At 71.3% G+C, this 19,646-nt stretch carries 18 protein-coding genes; 12 read left to right on the top strand and 6 right to left on the bottom strand.

Annotated elements, in window-relative coordinates; translation table 11 throughout:
• Nucleotides 1-686: 686 nt before the first annotated feature.
• Nucleotides 687-1,937, bottom strand: coding sequence for a DUF222 domain-containing protein (locus ABZU43_RS03975; RefSeq protein WP_355005042.1), 1,251 nt, complete (start codon nt 1,935-1,937; stop codon nt 687-689).
• 264 nt (nt 1,938-2,201) lie between these two features.
• Nucleotides 2,202-2,681, bottom strand: coding sequence for a helix-turn-helix domain-containing protein (locus ABZU43_RS03980; RefSeq protein ID WP_355005043.1), 480 nt, complete (start codon nt 2,679-2,681; stop codon nt 2,202-2,204).
• Nucleotides 2,682-2,918: 237 nt separating this feature from the next.
• On the opposite strand from ABZU43_RS03980, the gene ABZU43_RS03985 reads away from it, so the two are divergent.
• A complete protein-coding gene (locus ABZU43_RS03985; protein ID WP_355005044.1) occupies nt 2,919-4,424 on the top strand; it encodes an MFS transporter in 1,506 nt (501 codons plus the stop codon).
• 12 nt (nt 4,425-4,436) lie between these two features.
• Here the strand turns inward: ABZU43_RS03985 and ABZU43_RS03990 are convergent, their stop codons facing one another.
• Nucleotides 4,437-5,303 carry an oxidoreductase gene (locus tag ABZU43_RS03990; protein ID WP_355005045.1) on the bottom strand — a complete coding sequence of 289 codons (867 nt, stop codon included), beginning with the start codon at nt 5,301-5,303 and terminating at the stop codon, nt 4,437-4,439.
• Nucleotides 5,304-5,459: 156 nt separating this feature from the next.
• On the opposite strand from ABZU43_RS03990, the gene ABZU43_RS03995 reads away from it, so the two are divergent.
• The 5 genes from ABZU43_RS03995 (at nt 5,460) to ABZU43_RS04015 (ending at nt 10,615) form a co-directional block, all read left to right on the top strand.
• Nucleotides 5,460-6,341 (top strand): helix-turn-helix transcriptional regulator, encoded by an 882-nt coding sequence (locus tag ABZU43_RS03995; RefSeq protein WP_355005046.1) that lies wholly within the window; start codon nt 5,460-5,462, stop codon nt 6,339-6,341.
• Between the two features lie 91 nt (nt 6,342-6,432).
• Nucleotides 6,433-6,975, top strand: a complete 543-nt coding sequence (locus ABZU43_RS04000) for a TetR/AcrR family transcriptional regulator (RefSeq protein WP_355005047.1) — start codon at nt 6,433-6,435, stop codon at nt 6,973-6,975.
• 85 nt (nt 6,976-7,060) lie between these two features.
• On the top strand, nt 7,061-8,095 hold the full coding sequence (locus ABZU43_RS04005; RefSeq protein ID WP_355005048.1) for a medium chain dehydrogenase/reductase family protein: 1,035 nt from the start codon (nt 7,061-7,063) through the stop codon (nt 8,093-8,095).
• A 166-nt stretch (nt 8,096-8,261) separates the two neighbouring features.
• The gene (locus tag ABZU43_RS04010; protein WP_355005049.1) at nt 8,262-9,476 is read left to right on the top strand and encodes a PP2C family protein-serine/threonine phosphatase; all 1,215 of its coding nucleotides are present in this window, start codon (nt 8,262-8,264) and stop codon (nt 9,474-9,476) included.
• 71 nt (nt 9,477-9,547) lie between these two features.
• Complete coding sequence (locus ABZU43_RS04015) at nt 9,548-10,615, top strand: DUF2855 family protein (RefSeq protein WP_355005050.1); 1,068 nt, start codon at nt 9,548-9,550, stop codon at nt 10,613-10,615.
• Nucleotides 10,616-10,621: 6 nt separating this feature from the next.
• Here the strand turns inward: ABZU43_RS04015 and ABZU43_RS04020 are convergent, their stop codons facing one another.
• Nucleotides 10,622-11,338, bottom strand: coding sequence for a SigB/SigF/SigG family RNA polymerase sigma factor (locus ABZU43_RS04020; RefSeq protein WP_355005194.1), 717 nt, complete (start codon nt 11,336-11,338; stop codon nt 10,622-10,624).
• Nucleotides 11,339-11,698: 360 nt separating this feature from the next.
• On the bottom strand, nt 11,699-11,884 hold the full coding sequence (locus tag ABZU43_RS04025) for a hypothetical protein (RefSeq protein WP_355005051.1): 186 nt from the start codon (nt 11,882-11,884) through the stop codon (nt 11,699-11,701).
• A 322-nt stretch (nt 11,885-12,206) separates the two neighbouring features.
• On the opposite strand from ABZU43_RS04025, the gene ABZU43_RS04030 reads away from it, so the two are divergent.
• The 3 genes from ABZU43_RS04030 to ABZU43_RS04040 are packed head-to-tail and all read left to right on the top strand — an operon-like array spanning nt 12,207 to nt 15,475.
• Entirely contained in the window at nt 12,207-14,090 is a 1,884-nt protein-coding gene (locus ABZU43_RS04030) for a sigma-70 family RNA polymerase sigma factor (RefSeq protein ID WP_355005052.1), read from the top strand.
• A gap of 14 nt (nt 14,091-14,104) precedes the next feature.
• Complete coding sequence (locus tag ABZU43_RS04035) at nt 14,105-14,752, top strand: DUF305 domain-containing protein (protein ID WP_355005053.1); 648 nt, start codon at nt 14,105-14,107, stop codon at nt 14,750-14,752.
• Between the two features lie 24 nt (nt 14,753-14,776).
• The gene (locus tag ABZU43_RS04040) at nt 14,777-15,475 is read left to right on the top strand and encodes a hypothetical protein (RefSeq protein ID WP_355005054.1); all 699 of its coding nucleotides are present in this window, start codon (nt 14,777-14,779) and stop codon (nt 15,473-15,475) included.
• Nucleotides 15,476-15,485: 10 nt separating this feature from the next.
• Here ABZU43_RS04040 and ABZU43_RS04045 read toward each other — a convergent pair whose 3' ends face one another.
• Entirely contained in the window at nt 15,486-16,046 is a 561-nt protein-coding gene (locus tag ABZU43_RS04045; RefSeq protein ID WP_355005055.1) for a GNAT family N-acetyltransferase, read from the bottom strand.
• A gap of 81 nt (nt 16,047-16,127) precedes the next feature.
• On the opposite strand from ABZU43_RS04045, the gene ABZU43_RS04050 reads away from it, so the two are divergent.
• Genes ABZU43_RS04050 through ABZU43_RS04060 form a run of 3 tightly spaced genes read left to right on the top strand, consistent with a single transcriptional unit; the run spans nt 16,128 to nt 19,602 of the window.
• Nucleotides 16,128-16,838 carry a siderophore-interacting protein gene (locus tag ABZU43_RS04050; protein ID WP_355005056.1) on the top strand — a complete coding sequence of 237 codons (711 nt, stop codon included), beginning with the start codon at nt 16,128-16,130 and terminating at the stop codon, nt 16,836-16,838.
• A complete protein-coding gene (locus ABZU43_RS04055) occupies nt 16,835-18,106 on the top strand; it encodes an MFS transporter (RefSeq protein WP_355005057.1) in 1,272 nt (423 codons plus the stop codon). Before ABZU43_RS04050 ends, ABZU43_RS04055 begins: the two co-directional genes overlap by 4 nt.
• On the top strand, nt 18,103-19,602 hold the full coding sequence (locus ABZU43_RS04060) for an MFS transporter (protein ID WP_355005058.1): 1,500 nt from the start codon (nt 18,103-18,105) through the stop codon (nt 19,600-19,602). Before ABZU43_RS04055 ends, ABZU43_RS04060 begins: the two co-directional genes overlap by 4 nt.
• Nucleotides 19,603-19,646 lie beyond the last annotated feature (44 nt).

Genomic DNA, 19,646 nt, shown 5'->3' on the forward strand with positions numbered 1-19,646 from the left:
TAACACAACGGGTACTTTGCGCGTCATTTGGAAGCGCCGACCTGAGGGATCTGTGCCATTTGGTCGGGCGCGACGCCGCCTGCCATCCGTCTCAATGGTCCTGTTCGGACGGTGCGCGACGTGGCTTGTCTGACGCTCGTCCACCCCTGGTACGACGGCAGCATCCGGAACCACGCCACAACGTACGCGCGGACCGCAGCCGACTCACCCGGTTCCAGGACCTGCCGGTCCCGTAGGTCGAGGTGGCGCTCGACGCGATCCTCGACGCCCACCTCGCCGTCAGCGCCGCCGGCCTGGTCCCGGTTGGCCTAGCCGCAGTCGGTCTTTGCGGCAGCTGCTTCCTGTACGACTTCGTCGCGAGCCTCGGCCCACCGATGAACAGGCGAAGCAAACGACAGGGTCGGTGGTTCGGTGGCCCGGGCCGCCTTCGTCCGCGTTGTCGAGCAGGCGGAGCGACGTCCGCGTGCCGTCGAGCAGGCGGGGCTTCGCCTATGTCTTGTCCAGGCGGAGCCGCGCCCGCGTCCCGTCGAGCAAGCGGAGCGGGCCGCCGATCCAGGACCTGGCCACCGGAGTAGCGCCTTGCCCGAGACCGCAGGCGGATTGGTGGCTCGGCTTGAGGGGTCGCGCTGACCGAGCAGGTCGGCCGCGTGCTCACCGGCCGGTCGGCGTTGGCTGGCGGGCTCCTCCTATGTGCGTCGGTGGTAGTGGTTGCGGCGGGGGAGTTGTTCGGGGTCGAGCCAGGCGGGTGGGACGAATTCGGGGTGACCGTCGCCGCTGAGTTGGATGGTCCAGTCGCTGTGGTGCAGGTGTCGGTGGTGGTGGCCGCAGAGGAGGACGGCGTTGGTCAGGTTGGTGGGGCCGCCGTCGGCCCAGTGGTGGATGTGGTGGGCGTCGCACCAGCGGGGTGGTCGGTCGCAGCCGGGGAAGGCGCAGCCGCGGTCGCGGAGTACGAGGGCGCGGCGTAGTGGGCCGGTGATGAGTCGGCGTTGTCGTCCGACGTCGAGGATCTGGCCGGTGCCGCCGAGGATGGTGGGCAGGATGGTGGCGTCGCAGGCGAGCCGGCGCACTGTTTGCGGGGTGAGGGGCAGGCCGGTGTCGAGGGTGCCGCTGCTCAGCTGCCGGGTCAGCGCGTCGTAGGTGGTGGTGACGACGATCTGGGCGGAGTCGGCGCCGCTGACGGGTAGCTCGCCGGTCCGTAGGGCGAGTCGGCAGACCTCGGTGAGGGCGTCGTGGCGTCGTTGCCCGGGGGACCGCGAGTCATCCGGCCCAGACGGGGCGGTCAGCGGATCGATGGCGGCGCGGAACAGGCCGGCGGTTTCGGTGTCGAGGGTGCCGGTGAGTCGCAGTCGACCGTCGGTCTGCTCGGACAGGGTGAGGTGTCGGTCGCGGGTGGCGCGGGCGGTTTCGGTGTCGAGGGCGGCTTGGGCGGCGGCGTCGGCGAGGTCGGGGGCGACGTGGTCGAGGATGCGGGTGCCGAGTTTGCGCAGCAGGGTGGGGTCGAACTGTGTGGCCCAGTCGGTGAGCAGGCTGACGGCTTTGTCGGCGGCCTGCGTGCCGGCGGTGGCGTGCACGGTGGTGGCGGTGTCGGTGATGACCCGGGCCTGGTCGAGGGTGATGTGTCCGTCGGCGAGCGCTTGTCGGATGCCGGGGCTGCCGGTGTCGAGGGCGGTGGCGAGGTCGACGAGCCGGCGGGCGGCGGGAACAGTGAGCCGGAGTCGTTCGCGGAGCCAGACTGCGGTGGTGGATGCTCCTTGGGTGCGGGCGGTGCCGCGGCCGTCGATCTCGCGGATCAGGGTCAGCTTGACGGCGGCCAGGCGCTGCTCCAAGCGGTGCGCGGCGTCGAGCGCGGCGATCAGATCGTGTTCCGGGAGTGACCAGGCGGGGGCGTCGACGCACGTGGCGATCGCGTCGTCTGCCTGCGCCAACTCCTCGACCATGACACGAGACTAGAACAGGTGTACGACATATTTGGTCGGCCATGATCGATGCGATGTCGGGGCTCGATGCCGATCACGGCTGCTCCGCGACCGAGGCGGACCAGGCTCGTTCAGTTGAGGAAGCTGCGCCCGTGCTGCGCCCGTGCCGCGCCGTCTCAGCTCGCGACTGTCGGCCGGGCCGAGGTGCCGCGAGGGGCGCTGGTGGGCGCAGCCAGCGAAAGGCCTGCGCCGGGACCGGGTAGCGCTGGTTCGGCCGCGCTGTGGTCAGTCGCGCCGGACGAGGCCTGGGCCGGCGATGATGTCGATGTCGCCGTCGGCGACCTCGTGGCCGGCGGCGCAGCGGAGCACCGCGCGGATCGGTTCGCCGCAGTCGTGGTGGGTGGCGACGACGGACGGGCCGGTGTCGGTGGCGGCCCAGGTGTCGCCCCAGTTCCGCAGTGCGGTGATGACGGGCAGGAGGTCCCGGCCCTTGCGGGTGAGTTGGTACTCGTGACGGGTGCGCTGCCCGGGCTCCCGGTAGGGGATTCGTTCGAGCAGTTCGGCGGCGACCATTTCCTTGAGGCGGGCGGCCATGGCGGGCTCGCCGACGCCGACCCGGCGGACGAAGTCGTCGAAGCGGCGCGTGCCGAGCAGGGCCTCGCGCATGATCAGGACCGTTGACCTGCTGCCCACGATGTCCATCGCCCGGGCTACCGAGCAGTTCTCGCTCGTCCAGGAATCGCGATCGTCTCGTAGGTCCTCCATGCCCACCAGCCTACCTGACTTGCATGAAGGCTAGCCAGGTGCTTAACTGGGTCGCGCTGACTTCAGCATACGCAAGTCAGACCCCAGCCTGAAGGATCTTCAGTGACCACCAGCGCCACGGCCCCGACCCCACCCGGAGCGACCCCACCCGGAACGAGCCGACCCGGAGCGAGCCCGCCCGGGAAGATCCCACCGGGTCCGGCGGCACACGGGTCGGCCGCCCCTACCCGCTCGTCCTTGCGCGGCTCCCGCCCGGTGACCCTGATCGCCATGTGCCTGGGCGCGATGATCACGTTCCTGCAGATCACCGCGACGGTCTCCGCGTTGACCACGATCCAGCGGGACCTGCGGGTCGACCCCACCACTCTGGTCTGGATCCCCAGCGCCTACACCCTGATGGTGGCGAGCGCCGTGCTGTCCGCGGCCACCCTGGGCAGCCGCTACGGGCGTAAGCGCATGTTCGGCGCCGGGGTCGTCGCGATGATCCTCGGCGCAGCCGTCGTGGCTGAGGCTCCGACCGTCGGGTGGGTGATCGTCGGGCAGTTGGTCGCCGGCCTCGGCGGGGCGCTGATCCTGCCGAACAGCCTGGCGATCCTCGGTGCGACGTTCACCGATCCGCACCGACGGACCGAGGTCATCACCGCCTGGTCGGCGGCGTCCGGCATCGGCCTCGCGATCGGCCCACTCATCGCCGGCTTCCTGCTGCGGCACTACCAGTGGCACAGCGTCTACCTGTCGACGATCGCGCTGGGTCTGGTCACCCTCGTCGTCGCCATCGTCGGGGTGGTCGAGTCCCGGCCGAGCCCCGCCCGACTCGACGTGCCCGGCCTGCTGCTGGGTACCGTCGCCATCGCGGCCGCCGTCTACGCGCTGATCCAGGGCGGCAAGGTCGGCTACACCGACCCGGTGGTGTCGACGGCCTGGGTCGTCGCGGTCGTCGCACTTGTCGCGTTCGTGCTGGTCGAGCTGCGGACCAGTGCGCCGATGCTCGACGTGCGGCTGTTCCGGTCCGCGTCGTTCAGCGCCGTCATGGTCGTCGGCGCGGTGTCGCTGTTCGGCTTCACCGGCGTGGCGATCCTGCTGGTCCTCTTCCACGAACGTGCCCAGGCACTCAGCCCGCTGGACACCGGCTGGCGCATGCTGGTGCTCTTCGGCGCGTACGTGCTGGTCGCCTTCGGTGCCGGGCGCGCGATCCGCCGTACCGGATTCAAGGCGCCGTTGACCCTCGGCCTGGTCCTCGCTGCGGTGGCCAGCTTCGCGCTGGCCAACCAGGGGCCAACCACGTCGTTCGGTGACCGCTGGGCGCTGTTCGCGTTGTTCGGCGCGGCCACCGGTCTGGTGGTGGCCCCGGCGACGGCGGCGGCGTTGGCCAGCGTCGCGCCCGCCCAGGCCGGTATGGCCTCCGGCGCGGTGAACGCCGCCCGCCAGGTCGGCTCGGTGCTCGGCTCGTCCCTGCTCGGCACGCTCCTCACCACCACGATGGTGGCCGACCTGCCGGTCCGGCTCGCCGCGCACCAGATCGACGAACCCACCAGTACCGCCGTGCGGGCGGCGGTGGCCTCCGGCGCCAACGGCAGCCAACCCCTGCCCGACCCGGTCCGGGCGGCGATCGCGGAGGCGCTGACCTCCGGTGTCCAGGCCGGGCTGCGGGTCACCGGCATCGTCTTCCTCGTCACCGCGGTGCTGGCGCTCACCCTGATCCGCAACCGGCCGCACCAGCAGCACCAGCAGCACCAGCACTGAGCCGCACGAACGCTAGGAGGCGAGCGCGTCCAGTTCCTCGATGGCGTCGGTCGGCAGTTTCAGGTCGACCGCCGCCATGTTCTCCCGCAGGTGCGCCAGGCTGGAAGTGCCGGGAATCAGGACGGTGGTGGGAGACCGCTGAAGCAGCCAGGCGAGGGCGACCTGCTGAGGTGAGGCTCCCAGTCGGGCGGCCACGCCGTCGAGCGTGTCGGACTGCAACGGCGTGAACCCGCCGAGCGGGAAGAACGCCGCGAACGCGATGTTCTCCGCCGCGCACCTGTCGACCACTGCGTCATCCCGGCGGTTGGCGAGGTTGTAGAGGTTCTGCACGGTGACCACCGGCGCGATGGCCTGGGCCTCGTCGAGCTGGTCGAGCGTCACGTTGCTGAGCCCGAGGTGCCGGATCAGGCCCTCCTGCCGCAGCTCCGCCAGGGCGGCGAACTGCGCACCGAGCGGCGCGTCGCCGGTGCCCTCCGCCACGCCCACCCGCAGGTTGACCACGTCGAGGACGTCCAGGCCGAGATGCTGGAGGTTCTCCCGTACCTGGGCCTTGAGGTCGTCCGGCTCCAGGGCCGGGATCCAGGAGCGGTCGGCGCCGCGGCGCGCGCCGACCTTGGTGACCAGGTGCAGACCCTGGGGGTACGGGTGAAGCGCCTCGCGGATCAGCTCGTTGACCACGACGGGCCCGTAGAAGTCGCTGGTGTCGATGTGTCGGACACCCAGCTCGACGGCCTCGCGGAGTACGGCGAGCGCCTGCTCGCGGTCGCGGGGCGGGCCGAAGACACCCGGGCCGGCCAACTGCATCGCCCCGTAGCCCATCCGGCTCAGGGTGAGGCCGTCGGCGGGGGTGAGGGCGCCGCCGGGAAGGTTCTCGCTCATCTCATCCTCTTGTCAGTAGTCGTGATGACATCCGTGGCCGAACGGATCCGGCCCTTCGACGACTGTCCGCCGGGAGTGGCTGGGGTGGCAGGGCGAGCTGTTCCTGGTAGTGACACAGCCAGTCACCGGGCCGCCCGGCGATCTACCGTCGGTGGCATGGACGCAACGAACCCGCTCGGCGACTTCCTGCGCGCTCGCCGGGAGCAGACCCGCCCCGAGGACGTCGGGCTCGGCCCGGGGATGGGCCTGCGCCGGGTGCCGGGGCTGCGGCGCGAGGAGGTGGCGATGCTGGCCGGCATCAGCGCCGACTACTACCTCCGACTGGAGCAGGGGCGCGAGCGGCACCCCTCGGTGCAGGTCCTCGATGCCCTCGCCGGGGTGTTGCGGCTGGATCCGGAGGCGACCGCGTACATGATCGGGTTGAGCCGGGCGCGGTCGCGACGGGCGGCCCGACCGGCTGCCGAGCGGGTGCCGGCCAGCATCCTGCACCTGCTCAGGCAGCTCTCCATGCCGGCCTTCGTGCAGAATCGCTACCTCGACATCCTGGCCTCGAACCCGATGGCGAGGGCGCTGTCGTCGAATCTGGCCCCGGGTGCCAACCGACTCCGCGCCGTGTTCCTGGACGAGGCCGAGCGGGAGCTGTTCCGCGACTGGCGGCAGGCGATGCAGAGCGTGGTGGGGCAGATGCGTGCCGACTCCGGCGGGGCCACCGACGACCCACGGTTGACGGCGCTGGTGGGGGAGTTGTCCCTCAAGAGCGACTGCTTCCGGCAACTGTGGGCGCGCCACGAGGTGCGTCGGCGGGAGGGCGTCGTCAGCCGACTGCACCACCCCGAGGTGGGCGACCTCGACCTGTACTGCGACAAGCTCGCCGTGGCGGGCGCCGACGGGCAGCTGCTGGTGATCTACCACGCCGAGCCCGGTACGGAGTCCGCCCGCTCGTTGGCGCTGCTCGGCTCGATCGCCGCCAGCAGTGCGGACGACGTGCCGGACAGCCTCCGCCCCGGCGACCCGGCCCGTCTCTATCCGCTGGAGTGAGCCGGTCATGGCCGCTGCGGGCCGCCTGCGTGGGGATGTGCTCGTACCAACGGACTTGACGACGCTTGTTTGTGAGTGCACACTTACAAACATGCGATCCACCGCCGAGGCCCGCCGGGTCACCGTCCTGAACACTGCGGTGTCGGTGTTCGCGCGCGCCGGCTTCCACGCCACCCCGGTCACCGCCGTGGCCGCCGCCGCCGGCATCTCCGAGGCGTACGTATTCCGACTCTTCTCCGGGAAGCTCGGCTTGTTCGTGGCGGCGGCCGGGGCGTGTTTCGACCGGATCGCCGACGCGATCGAGGCGGGCGCGGAGCGCGCCGTGGGCGGCAGCCCGGAGGAGATCCTCGACGCCATGGGCGATGCCTACGCGGAGCTGATCGCCGATCGCGACCTGCTGCTCTTCCAGGTGCAGGCACAGGCCGTCACGGACATCCCGGAGGTCGCCGAGGCGGTGCGGGCCGGCTACCGGCGGGTCGCGACCTTCGTGCAGAGTCGGGCCCGGGCCAGCGACGCGCAGGTGCAGCAGTTCTTCGCGTACGGCCAGTTGTGCCACCTGATCGTGACGGCCGGCCTGGAGGAGGTCCCGGAGCCCTGGGCTCGCGCCCTGACCGCCGGTATCCGCCACCCCTGACCGACCCCGATGGTGGGCCGCCTCGGCGGCCCCATCTTTTGACCAGACAAGTGCGTGAGTGCACACTTACAAACAAGGAGCTCCGATGACGACCACCGACACGACGATCACCGAAGTGGTACTGCCCGGCGTGGTGGAGCCTGACGGCCTCCTGCTGCACCGACGCGCGATGCCCGTCCCCGCCCGGGGGCAGGCGCTCGTCCAGGTAGAGGCCACCGGCATCTCGTTCGCCGAGCAGCAGATGCGCCACGCGCTCTACCCCGGCCAGCCGAAGTTTCCGTTCGTGCCCGGCTACGACCTGGTCGGCACGGTGCGGGCGGTCGGCCCCGGCGGCGACGACGCGTTGGTCGGTACCCGGGTGGCGGCGGTCACCAAGACCGGTGCCTGGGCCACGCACGCGCTTGTCGACATCGACGCCCTGGCCCCGGTGCCCGCGGGTCTGGACCCCGCTGCGGCCGAGACCGTCGTCGTCAACGGGGTGACCGCCTGGCAGATGCTGCGGGACGCCAACCTGACGGCCGGACAGACCATCCTCGTGCACGGCGCGAACGGCGGCGTCGGGAGCGTGCTCGTCCAACTCGGCCGGCACCTCGGCCTGCGGGTCATCGGCACCGCCGCCGAACGGCACCACGCCGGGCTGCGCGAACTCGGCGTCGAACCGCTCGACTACCGCGACCCGGACATGGCCGCGCGGGTCCGCGAACTGTCGCCGGGCGGGGTCGACGCCGTCTTCGACCCGGTCGCCGGCCCGGGCGTACGCACGTCGTATGCCCTGCTCGCCCCCGGCGGCACGTTGGTCGTCTACGGCAACGCCGCTGCCGTCGGCACCGGGCAGTCGGTCGCGTGGGTCTTCGTGAAGCTGCTGGCCCGCCTCTACACCTGGAACGCGCTGCCCAACGGCCACCGCGCCGGCTTCTACAACTTCTGGGCCGGCCAGCTCACCCGGCGCTCCGCGTTCCGCCGTCGCCTGCGTACCGACCTCGGCATCGTGCTCGACCTGCTGCGGCAGGGAGTGATCGTGCCGCAGATCGCCGCCCGCTACCCGCTCAGCGAGGTTTCCGCAGCACTGGTGTTCGCCGAGAACCGCAGCCGGGCCGGCAAGGTGGTGCTGGAGCCCTGACCTCCGGCCCGCCCAGGGCGCTGGTGCGGCGGGCCGCCGGCGGCTCGGTCGTCACGACGCGCCCTGGGGCGTACGCCACTCGTGGACGCCGGGTTCGCGGCGGGCGAGGTAGCCTCACGCTCGCACTACGTGCTCCTGTTACCGGGGAGACAGGGGGAGGTGGAGCGTGGCCGACATCGGCGAGGTGGTCCGTTGGTTGCAGCTCAACGCGCCCCGAGGTGGCCCGGACGAGGTGTCGCAGCTGGTTGCCCGAGCGGCGCCCGAGATCGGCGCCAGCGAGATCGTGATCTATCTGGCCGACTACACGCAGACTCTCCTCGTGCCGCTGCTCGGCGCGGGAACCGACCGGGACCAGCTGCCGCTCGAGACGACGCTCGCCGGCCGGGCCTTCACCACCCTCGACATCCAGCGTGCGCCCGACAACCCGGACCGGCTGTGGGTGCCACTGCTGCTCGGGTGTGAGCGGATGGGCGTACTGGAAGTCGTCTCGCCGGCCGCCGCCGACGAGGCGATGGATGCTCCAGCCTGGGAGGTGGCGGTCAACGTCGCCCAGATCCTGGTGAACCGCCGGCTCTACGGTGACGTGGTCGAGCGGATGCGGCGGCGGATGCCGATGCAGGTCGCTGCCGAGATCGTGTGGGGCCTGCTTCCGCCGCTGACCTTCGCCACCGACGACCTGGTGGTCACCGCCATCCTCGAACCGTGCTACGACGTCGGCGGCGACATCTTCGACTACGCGTTGAACGACGACGTGCTCAGCGTCGGGCTCTTCGACACCTGCGGGCACGGCATCAAGGCGAGCACCCTGGCCTCGCTCGTGGTCAGCGCGTACCGCAATGCCCGTCGGTGTGGCCTCGACCTGGTCGACACGGCGATCAGCATCGACCGGTGGGTGCGCTCCGAGCACCCGAACTTCTTCGCTACCGGGTTGCTCATCGAGTTGGACCGCCGGACCGGCCGGCTCAGCATGATCAACGCGGGGCATCCCGGTGCGATGTTGCTGCGTGACGGCAAGGCCGTTCGGGAGCTACCCGGGCCGACCGTGTTGCCGCTCGGCCTGGGCCACATGTCACCCCGCCGACCGCAGGTGCACGTGGAGAATCTGCACCCGGGCGACCGCATCCTCGCCTACACCGACGGCATCACCGACGCCCGTAGCGCCCAGGGGGAGCAGTTCGGGGTGGACCGGCTCGTCGACTTCGTCAACCGTGCCCTGAACGACGGATTGCCCAGCCCGGAGACGATGCGTCGCCTGGTCCGCGCGGTCGTCGGCTACCAGGATGACCAGCTCGAGGACGACGCGACGGCCCTCTTCCTGGAGTGGCGGCCACCGCACCTGCCGCTCGCGCACCTCCGCGACCTCGCCGCGCTCAGACCCTGACCCCTCGCGCAGTGGGATTTTGCACTCGCAGTGCACTTGTCTCCGATTGCGGGGCTGTCTAGCGTCACCTCATGGCTGACTCATGGACCTTCGCCGTGGCGCGTGACGACCTCGGGCAGACCACGCTCGTCGATGGCTCCACCCCTGTCCTGTCCGACGGCGAGGCGCTGCTGCGCGTGGACCGCGTCGGCCTCACCGCCAACAACGTGACCTACGCGGTGCTCGGCGACTCGATGCGGTACTGGCAGTTCTTCCCACCGGCGGCCCAGGGCCTCGGGCCGCAGTGGGGTCTGCCGCCGCTCTGGGGCTTCGCCGAGGTGGTCGCCTCGGCGGTGGCCGGTGTCGAGGTGGGGCAACGGGTCTACGGCTACCTCCCACCCGCCGGTCACCTCGTGGTGCGGCCGGACCGGGTGGACGCGTCCGGGTTCCGCGAGGCGAGCCCGCACCGGGCCGAGCTGCCGTCGCCGTACAACGCGTACCGGTCGACCACCGGCGACCCGGCGTACCAGCGCGACCAGGAGGACCTGCTGATCCTGTTCCGGCCGCTGTTCTTCACCTCGTTCATGCTGGCCGACCAGGTCGTCGACAACGACTTCTACGGTGCCGAGGCGCTGCTGGTGTCATCGGCGTCGAGCAAGACCGCGTACGCCGCCGCGTTCGAGCTGCACCGGCGCGGGCCGCGCCTGATCGGTCTCACCTCACCGGGCAACCTGGCGTTCACCCGGTCGCTCGGCTGCTACGACGAGGTCGTGTCGTACGACGACATCGACTCCCTCGACGTGGTCCCGAGCGTCTACCTCGACCTGTCCGGCGCGCCCTCGACCCGCGCCGCCCTGCGTCGACGTCTCGGCGACCGGCTCGTCCGGGACATCGCGGTCGGGCTCACCAACCAGACGCCGAACGCCGACGCCGCCGAGGAGGTGTTCTTCGCACCGGTGCAGATGCGCAAGCGCAGCCACGACTGGGGTCGCGACGGGCTCGACCAGCGGTTCACCGAGGCGTGGCAACGCTTCGCCGCCGTAGTGAGCCAGTGGCTCGACGTTCGGGTGGGTGCCGGGCCGGCGGCCCTCCAGCACGCGTGGCTCGATGTCCTCGCCGGTCGTACGCCGCCACGGGTGGGTCACGTCGTCCAACTGTGAACCGGCTCAGGCGGCGATGTCGTCGCTGAGCTGGTGACGCAGCGTGGCCAGTGAGCGGGTGATCAGCCGGGACACGTGCATCTGTGACACGCCGATCCGATCGGCGATCTGGGCCTGGGTCAGATTGCCGTGGAAGCGCAGGCTGAGGATCTGGCGCTCGCGTTCCGGCAGCGTCGCGAGGGCCGGGCCGAGGGCGACGCGGATCTCGACGAGGTCGATCTCGTGGTCGTCGTCGCCGAGGGTGTCGCCGAGCTCCCGGTTGCCGTCGGTGCCGATCGGGGTGGACAGCGACGTGGCCCGGTAGGCACGCGCGCCCTCCAGCCCTTCCAGGACGGTCTCCTCGGACACGTCGAGGTAGGTGGCGATGTCAGCCACCGTGGGCAGGCGGCCGAGGCTCTGGGTCAGGACGCCGTTGGCGGCGCTGATCGACAGACGTAGCTCCTGCAGGCGGCGGGGCACCCGCACCGCCCAGGTGCGATCCCGGAAGTACCGCTTGATCTCGCCGATGATGGTGGGGATGGCGTACCCGCTGAAGTCGATCCCCCGGCTGTGGTCGAAGTTGTCGACGGCCTTGATGAGCCCCACCGAGGCGGTCTGGGCCAGGTCGTCGTCGGGGGCGCCGCGTCCGCTGTAGCGGCGTGCCAGGTGCCGGGCGAGTGGCAGCCACGCTTCGATGGTGCGCTCCCGCAGCGCCGGGCGCCGGGGGTCGTGCGGCGAGGTCATCGCCAGTGCGGCGAGGAGGTCCTCCGGGCTCTGGTCCCTGTTGCGCTGGCCGACCCGGGTGCTCGTGGCGCTCTCGGCGGTGGCTGTGGCTGCGGCGTTCTCGACGATCGTGGACATGGGTGGTCCCTCCGGCGTTCGCCCGTCGATCGGATCGACCGGAAGGATCTCCGAACCGGCTTGTGGCCGGGGGCGCACCTGCGGGCAGGAGCGCGCTGTCGCAACACCACGATCACGGGCCTGGCCACCGCGTCATGTCTTTCACGTGATGAAGCGACCCTACCCGAACGTCCGACTGATTACTAGCCGAAAGTATGAATCGGAGCAGGTCTAGGCCGTCCAGAGAAGGGGTTGCGCCCCAGCTCAGCCGCGCTGGGCGGGGGCGTCGACAGCAGCCGAGGCTGTCTGGGCGGACTCCACCGCGAACGGGTGGCGCAGTCGCCGCATGGCCTCCTCGCTGCTGTCGAAGGTCACCGCCGGTCCGTCCAGCACGTCACCGTGCGACGTGGCGAGGAACAGTGCGGGTCGACCGTTGTCGTTCGATGTCATGCAGGGATCCTGTCTCTTTGAAAGGGGTGCGTCTGGGGCCTCGGCAACATCGGCCGTGCGACCTGGTGACGCTTCGGCGCACACGCTGGCGCCCGAATGCTGGTGTCCTGTTGCACGGGCGAGCGCCCGGCGACACCGACACCCCGCACCATACCCGCCGCCGCCGACACATATGCGCCGCCGACGGACCCGCCTCGCTTGTGGCGAACCGACCGCCCGGGAATTCTGTAATCCCACCCGCTGCCGCGAGTCTCCGATCTTGAGGGCGGTCAGCACAACCAGCGTGGGCGCCGCGCGGATGAGCACCAAGGGAGTGAGACCCATGTCGTCAGCCGGTCGAGCACTGCCCGATGTCGGGTTGGTCGTCGCGGCCCGGCAGGGCGACCAGCGCGCGCTCGACGACGTCGTCGCGGCCTCGCTCCCGCTGGTCTACAACATCGTCGGCCGTGCGCTGCGCGGGCACGCCGACGTCGACGACGTCGTCCAGGAGACGTTGGTACGGGTGATCCGGTATCTGCCCGCGCTCAACGACCCGGCGGCATACCGGTCCTGGCTGGTGGCGATCACCATCCGCCAGGTGCGGGACTGGGAGACGCGCCGACGTGTCGCGCTCAACCGGGATGCCGGGCTGGACGCGATCCACAACGTGCCCGACCCCGCCTCCGACTTCGCGGGGATGACCATCCTCCGGCTCGGCCTCACCGACCAACGACGCGAGGTCGCCGAGGCGACCCGCTGGCTCGACCCGGACGACCAGGAACTGCTCTCGCTGTGGTGGCTGGAGGAGACCGGCGAGATCGACCGGAACGAGGTCGCCGACGCGCTCGGGTTGTCGCCCGGGCACGTCGCGGTGCGGATCCACCGGATGAAGGAGCAGATCCAGAGCGCCCGAGGCGTCGTACGAGCGCTTCGCGCCCGCCCCGGCTGCCCGGACCTGGGCGGCGTGACCGCCGAGTGGGACGGCACGCCCAGCTCGCTGTGGCGCAAGCGACTGGCTCGACACGTCCGTGACTGCGCGTTCTGCGGACGGCTGGGAACCACCCTCCTGCCGATCGATCGACTGCTCGCCGGCATGCCGTTGCTGCCGCTGCCGGCGGGTCTCGGCGCCCACCTGCCAAGCGCTGCCGCCCCGGCAGCCGCCGCTCAGGCAGTCCCGCCGCCCGGCCCGACTGCCGCACCCGCCGCCGAACCGACGGCACCCGGCGCGGTGCCCACCGACGCGGGCGGCGGCCCGAGCGTCGTCGACCTCGCGGTGAACCGACCCCGTGGCCTCGTGCCGTCCCTCGCCGCCGGTGTGGCCGCCGCCGTCCTGGCCATCACCATGGCGGTGGTGATCCAGCCGGACGACCCCTCCGCGCCCTCGTGGGCGGCGCCGCCGTCCGCCGTGCCCACCGCCGTCGCCACCCCGAGCGTCGCGCCCTCGCCGAGCGCACGCCCCTCGTCGAAAGCTCCGGTAGCGCCGGCGGTCAGCTCCGACCGCAAGGGTGTCGGGGTGTGGAACTTCGCCGGGGCGAGTCAGGCGTTGGCGAACTCCAAGGCCGGCTGGTACTACACCTGGGGCACCCAGCACCCGGGGATCAGCACGCCGCGCGGTGCGACGTTCGTGCCGATGATCCGCAGCGCGGAGAACGTCACCGCCGCAGAGCTGGCGCGGGCCAGGGCCGCCGGGCCGTACCTGCTCACCTTCAACGAGCCGGACATGCCCGAGCAGGCGAACATGACCGTCGAGCAGGCGTTGGACCTGTGGCCGCAGCTGATGGCGACGGGCAGCAAACTGGGCAGCCCGGCGGTCGCCTGGGGTGGGCCGGACCCGCAGGGTTGGCTGGACAGGTTCATGACCGGCGCCCAGGCCCGCGGCCACCGGGTGGACTTCATCACGCTGCACTGGTTCGGCGCCGACTTCACGACCGCCACCGCGGTGGCCCAACTCCGGCAGTATCTCCAGGCCGTCTACCAGCGGTACCGGAAGCCGATCTGGCTGACCGAGTTCGCGCTGATCCGCTTCGCCGGGGGCGGTTCGCAGTTCCCCAGTCAGCAGCAGCAGGCGGCCTTCCTCACCGCGGCCACCGCCATGCTCGGTCAACTGCCCTACCTACAGCGCTACGCCTGGTTCGGGCTACCCGCCACGGACAAGGATCGGTCCGGACTGTTCAGCGACGGGGCCGAGGCGACAGTGGTCGGCCGCGCGTTCCAAGCCGCCCGTTGAGCACCGGCGAACGGATGGCGGAGCGCCGAGGCTTTCGCGTACGGGCCGGGCGGCTGATCGGCGTCGTCGCGACACTGGTCGCCACGGCGGTGGCCGTCGGGCTCAGCCAGGGCTGGGGCCGCACCAACCCGGCACCAGCAACGTCGACGGTGGCAGCGTCGTCGGCCGCTGCGGCACCGACCGCCCCGGTGGTGCTCAACGGCACCGACGACGCCTTCATCCAACTGCTGATCCCGATGAACGAGGGCGCGCTCGCGCTGATCGACCAGCTCGACACCCGCCCGGCGGATCCGTCGTTGCGGGCCCTCCTCGGCGAGGTCCGGAAGGCTCATCAGGCGGAGTTGCGCGACCTGCGGGGGCTCCTGGCCGCGGGCAACGTGCCGGAGCTGAACATCCACGAGGGGCATCAGATGCCCGGCATGGTCACCCCGGCCAGCCTCGCCGAGCTACGTGCCGCATCCGACACGGAGGTGTCGTCCCGGGCGGCCGGCCTGATCCGGGCGCACCTCGCGCAGACAGTGGTGCTGTGCCGGGGCGAGCAGACCGCCGGGGGAAGCCCGGAGCTGAAGGCGCTCGCCGGCCGGATCCAACAGGCGCGGGCCGCCGAGCTGAACACGCTGGACAACCGACCCGGCGCGCCCACCGCCGCACCGGGCGGCTGAGCATGCGGCCCGGAGGTCCGGCCGATGCGGACGTCTGACCTGCACGTCGACGTCCACCCACAGTCCCGGGCGTCCCGTCCCGCCCACCGTGCCGTCGCGTCGGACGCCGTCCGTCCGGTGCGGCGCGCGACGCACCGGACCCGCAGCGCGTCCCTGCCCGAGGCGGTCGCCCCGATGCCGGTTGCCGGCTGGCGCGGTGGCCACCGGCGCGCCGCCGGCCGGGCCACCATCGTCGCCTCGGTCCTGACGGTCAGCCTCGGGTGGCTGATCGCGATCCTGGTCGCGCCGCACGTCACCCTCTCTCCGGGTGCGCGGATGGTCGCCCTCTTCTGCCACCTGACCTGCCTGGTGGTGGGCTTCGGCGCGGTGCTGACGGTGGACTGGTTCAGCCTTCGCTGGCTGCTGCGCCGGGAACCGCTCGGCACCGTGCTGACCGCCGCCCGTGGCGCGCACCTGCTCATCTGGCTGGGTCTGGTGGGTCTGCTCGCCAGTGGGGCCGCCCTCGGACCGGACACGTCGTCCGGGCTGGTCTGGGTCAAGTTGCTCGCGGTGCTGGTGGTCGGCATCAACGGGCTGTTCCTCGGCCGGGTCCGGGATCGACTCGTGGCGGTGCAGGGCCGCCCACAGTGGTCCGCCCTGCTGCCCGGTGTCGCCGCCGCCACGATCTCGCAGCTCGCCTGGTGGACCGCGACCCTCGTCGGCTTCTGGAACGCCAACGGCTGACGGCCGGTGGTCAGGCCGGCGTCGGGTGCCTCTCCGCGAACCGGGCGCGGGTCAGGAACGCGAGTTGGGCCCGCTTGTCCGGCATGTCGATCTCGGAGTCGAAGGTGAAGCCCTCGATCTCCAGTCGGCGCAGGGCGAGGTGGTTGCGGACGTCCGGTTCCACCACGATGCGCTGCGCGGCCGGGTCGCGGAACAGGAAGCGGGCGATGGCCGGGCCGGCCGCGTTGGTGAGGCTGCGGGCGAGGCGTCGGTCGGGGCTGAGCAGCAGGTGCATCCCCACGTCACCGGGCTGGACGGGGTAGCGCTCGCCGACCGGGTCCGCCTCGGGCTGATAGCTCTGGAAGAGGCCTACCGGCTCCCCGTCGACCGTGATCAGGTACGCGTGGTGCGTTGGCAGACTGTCCACAAAGGCGTAGATCTCGCGTACCTCGTCGAGGGTGTGCGAACCCATGCCCCAGAAGGAGTTGCGGGGCATGGTCACCCAACCGTGCAGGAGAGCGGCGTCCCGGTCCGGGTCGACTGTCACCAACGACAGCTCGCCGAGACCGACGATCTTCTCCTGGTACGTCATCGGGCGCTGTCCTCTGTTCCATCCGGGGCGCAACTTAGGTTAACCTCCCCTAACCAAGGATGACCTTACCTGGAGGGGTGCGTGAAACGGAACTGGGAGGCCCTGGTCCTCAAGGCCATGGGAGGGCGGGACTTTCAGTTGACCGTCCTGGGCACCGAGTCAGTCGACGGGCACTACCAGCGACTCCTCCTGGACGGGGGCGGCCTGCTGGAGGCGTGCGGGGTGCACCCCACCATGTGGATCAGGCTGTGGTTCGACAACGACGGCCGAGCCCACCAACGCGCGTACACGCTGGTCGACCCCGACCCGGCCACCGGCCGATTCACCCTCGAATTCGCCATCCACGACGGCTGCGCCGCCCGCTGGGCCACCACGGCCACCGTCGGCGACACCATCAGCGCGACAGTGCAGGGCAGCGCCTTCGAGCTGCCCGACCCCGCGCCCGAGCACCTCTACCTGGTCGGGGACGCGGCCTCGCTGCCCGCGGTGAACAGCCTGCTCGACGCCGGTGCCGACATCCCGGCGACGGTGTGGCTGGAGTACGCCCACGAGGGCGAGAAGGCACTCGCGCTGCGGGCCCGTGAGCACCACGACATCACCTGGGTGCCGCGGCGCGACGAGGGTCAGCACCTCGTCGACACGGTCTGCGCGGCAGTGCCGACCAGCGGCGCGGGCCACTACTGGGTGGCCTGCGAGGCGGCAACCACCCGGGGCATCACCCGGCACCTCCGCAAGACGTTGGGCGTCGACAAGGACCGGTTGACCTCCCTCGGCTACTGGAAAGCGGCATGAAGGGCCGGCTCGGCACCCTGACCGCGCTGTACGTCACCCAGTACCTCGGCGTCGGCTTCATCACCGTCGGGCTCACCGCCATCCTGCGCGACGGTGGCACCTCGCTGGACACGTTGGCGCTGTTGCAGATCGTCGGTCTGATCTGGCCCATCAAGTTCCTCTGGGCACCGATCCTCGACCGGTACGGCTCACGGCACCGCGGCCACTACCGCTCCTGGTTGCTCGTACTCCAGACCGCTCTGGTGCTCGCCCTGCTGGCGTTGCTGCCCTTCGCCAGTCCGGCCGACGCGCTCGGCCCGATCGTCGCGATCTGCGCCGCGTACGTGTTCTTCTCGGCCACCCAGGACATCGCCGTGGACGCCGTGGCGGTCCGGATGCTGGCCGATTCGGCCCGGGGAACCGGCAACGGCATCCAGGTAGCGGCGAGCTACCTCGGCAACCTGCTCGGCGGCGGCGCCTGCGTCCTGGTCTACGACCAGTTCGGCTGGGCGCCGGCGATCGGCCTGCTGGTCGCGATGACGGCGGTCGGCCTGCTGGTGGTGTGGCGGTTCCAGGAGCCTCCCCGTACCGACCGGGTGGAACGGATCGGCGCCGCCTACCGGGCGCTGCTGTCGGTGTTCGGCCAGCCGGGCTGCCGGTGGTGGACCTTCGGCGTGGTGCCGCTGGTCTACGTCGGTGCGGGCATGGCGTACGCCCTGGTCACCCCGGCGCTGGTCGACGCCGGGTGGTCGTTGGGTCGGATCGGCGTCGTCACCGGTGTGGTGACCAGCGTCCCGGCCATCGTGGCGGGCCTGGTGGCGGGGCTCGGGATCGGGCGGTTCGGGCGCGGTGGCGTGCTCGTGGTCGGCGGCGTCGCGCTCACGGTGTCGACGTTGTTGCTGCTGCCGCTGATGAACGGCCGCGCGCCGCTGGGCGGGACGGTCGCCGCGCTCTGCTGCTTCATGGTGGCCTACACCGTCGCCAACGTCGTGCTCTACACGGTCAACATGGACTACTCCCGGCCCGACACCGGCGGTACCGACTTCACTGTGCTGTCGTCGTTCGGCCTGGTCTGCTCGTTCGTGGCGGCGTCCATCGGTCTCGCGGCGGCCGACCGGGTCGGCTACCCGGCGGTCGCGGTCGCGGCCATCGTGCTGGTGGCCGCCGGCGTCGCCCTCGGCCTCGTCCACCAGCGGCGGTTCCCGCACCGGCCCGGCCCCGCCGTCGGCCCGGCGGTCGAGCAGACCTCCGCCCAGCCGGCGGTGGACGGCGTCAAGGCGGTGGCGTGACCGCGGTCCAGCCGGCCACCGACACCGCGACATCGGCACGACTTCCACAGCGATGGCTCATCCTGGCCGTGCTGTGCGTCGCGCAACTGGTAGTGGTGTTGGACAACACCGTGCTGACCGTGGCGGTGCCGGTGCTCACCACCGAGTTGGGCGCCAGCACCGCCGAGGTGCAATGGATGATCAACGCGTACGCGTTGGTGCTGTCCGGGTTGCTGCTCACCGCCGGTAGCGCCGCCGATCGGTACGGCCGCCGTCGGATGCTGCTCGCCGGGCTGGTCCTGTTCGGGGTCGGCTCGCTGGCCGCCGGTCTGGCCAGCACCAGCGGGCAGTTGATCGCCGCGCGGGCCGGGATGGGCGTCGGTGGGGCGTTGCTGGTCACCGCGACGCTCGCGGTGGCGATGCAGGTCTTCGACGCCGCCGAGCGGTCCCGGGCGATCGGCATCTGGGCGGCCACCAGCGCGTTGGGCTTCGCCGTCGGGCCACCGATCGGCGGCACGATCCTCGCGCATCTGCCGTGGGGCGCGATCTTCCTGATGAACGTGCCGATCGTGCTGGTCTGCCTGCTCGTCGCTCGCGCGCTGGTCCCGGAGTCTCGCGGGCCGGCCGGCGGCCGACTCGACGTGCTGGGCGCCGTGCTCTCCACCGCTGGTCTGACCGCTGTCGTCTGGGCGATCATCTCCGGGCCGGAGCGCGGCTGGGCCTCGACCGAGGTGGTCGGCGCGGCGGTCGTCGGCGTACTCCTGCTCGGGATCTTCGTGCGGTGGGAGCGACGGATCACGCACCCGATGCTGGACATGCGCTTCTTCCGGGACCGGCGCTTCGTCGGTGCGATCTCCGGCGTCGTGCTGATCACGTTCGGCGCAACCGGCGCGCTGTTCCTGCTCACCCAGCACCTCCAGTTCGTCAGGGGTTACCCCGCCTGGGAGGCCGGTCTGCGGATGGCGCCCTTCGCGCTCTCCATCGTGCTGCTCAACGTCAGCGGCGTCGTCGCGAGTGTGATCCGTCGGCTCGGCCTCGCGGTCGCCATCGCCGTTGGCATGACGCTGCTCGCGGCCGGTCTCGCGCTGGTCACAGTCTTTCCGTCCGACGGGTACGGGGTGCTGCTGGTCGGGTTGCTCGTCATGGGTGTCGGCTGCGCATTGGCCAATCCGGCCATCGTCGAGGCGGTGATGAGCGCGATCCCGACGGCGAAGGCCGGCGCGGGCGCGGGTGTCGACGGCACCATGACCGAGGTCGGCAGCAGTCTCGGCATCGCGGTGCTGGGTGCCGTGCTGAACGCCCGGTTCGCGGCGCTGCTGCCGGCGGCCCTGGCCGGCGCCGGGTCGTTTCCCGCGGCCCTCGCCGCAGCCCGTGGAGGAGCTGAGCGGGAGGCGGTGACCGCCGCCTTCGCCTCGGCACTGGAGACGGGGCAGTTGGTGGGCGCGGCTGCGGTGTTGATCGGTGGCCTGGTGGCCGCCGGGTTGCTACACAGGGCAGACCGCATCAAATCCGTTTAATAAGGATAGGCTACCCTAATAGCGACATCGTGGTAGTCGACGGA

It is taken from the genome of Micromonospora sp. NPDC005205 (genome assembly GCF_040608275.1).
Lineage (GTDB): Bacteria > Actinomycetota > Actinomycetes > Mycobacteriales > Micromonosporaceae > Micromonospora.

Bases quoted from the DNA above. Each gene is read 5' to 3' on its own strand.
- ABZU43_RS03980 (WP_355005043.1), bottom strand. From the start codon at position 2,681: ATGGAGGACCTACGAGACGATCGCGATTCCTGGACGAGCGAGAACTGC.
- ABZU43_RS04045 (WP_355005055.1), bottom strand. From the start codon at position 16,046: ATGACGTACCAGGAGAAGATCGTCGGTCTCGGCGAGCTGTCGTTGGTG.
- ABZU43_RS03995 (WP_355005046.1), top strand. From the start codon at position 5,460: ATGGACGCAACGAACCCGCTCGGCGACTTCCTGCGCGCTCGCCGGGAG.
- ABZU43_RS04005 (WP_355005048.1), top strand. From the start codon at position 7,061: ATGACGACCACCGACACGACGATCACCGAAGTGGTACTGCCCGGCGTG.
- ABZU43_RS04020 (WP_355005194.1), bottom strand. From the start codon at position 11,338: ATGACCTCGCCGCACGACCCCCGGCGCCCGGCGCTGCGGGAGCGCACC.
- ABZU43_RS04055 (WP_355005057.1), top strand. From the start codon at position 16,835: ATGAAGGGCCGGCTCGGCACCCTGACCGCGCTGTACGTCACCCAGTAC.
- ABZU43_RS03975 (WP_355005042.1), bottom strand. From the start codon at position 1,937: ATGGTCGAGGAGTTGGCGCAGGCAGACGACGCGATCGCCACGTGCGTC.
- ABZU43_RS04030 (WP_355005052.1), top strand. From the start codon at position 12,207: ATGTCGTCAGCCGGTCGAGCACTGCCCGATGTCGGGTTGGTCGTCGCG.
- ABZU43_RS04025 (WP_355005051.1), bottom strand. From the start codon at position 11,884: ATGACATCGAACGACAACGGTCGACCCGCACTGTTCCTCGCCACGTCG.
- ABZU43_RS04000 (WP_355005047.1), top strand. From the start codon at position 6,433: ATGCGATCCACCGCCGAGGCCCGCCGGGTCACCGTCCTGAACACTGCG.
- ABZU43_RS03990 (WP_355005045.1), bottom strand. From the start codon at position 5,303: ATGAGCGAGAACCTTCCCGGCGGCGCCCTCACCCCCGCCGACGGCCTC.
- ABZU43_RS04035 (WP_355005053.1), top strand. From the start codon at position 14,105: ATGGCGGAGCGCCGAGGCTTTCGCGTACGGGCCGGGCGGCTGATCGGC.
- ABZU43_RS04040 (WP_355005054.1), top strand. From the start codon at position 14,777: ATGCGGACGTCTGACCTGCACGTCGACGTCCACCCACAGTCCCGGGCG.
- ABZU43_RS04015 (WP_355005050.1), top strand. From the start codon at position 9,548: ATGGCTGACTCATGGACCTTCGCCGTGGCGCGTGACGACCTCGGGCAG.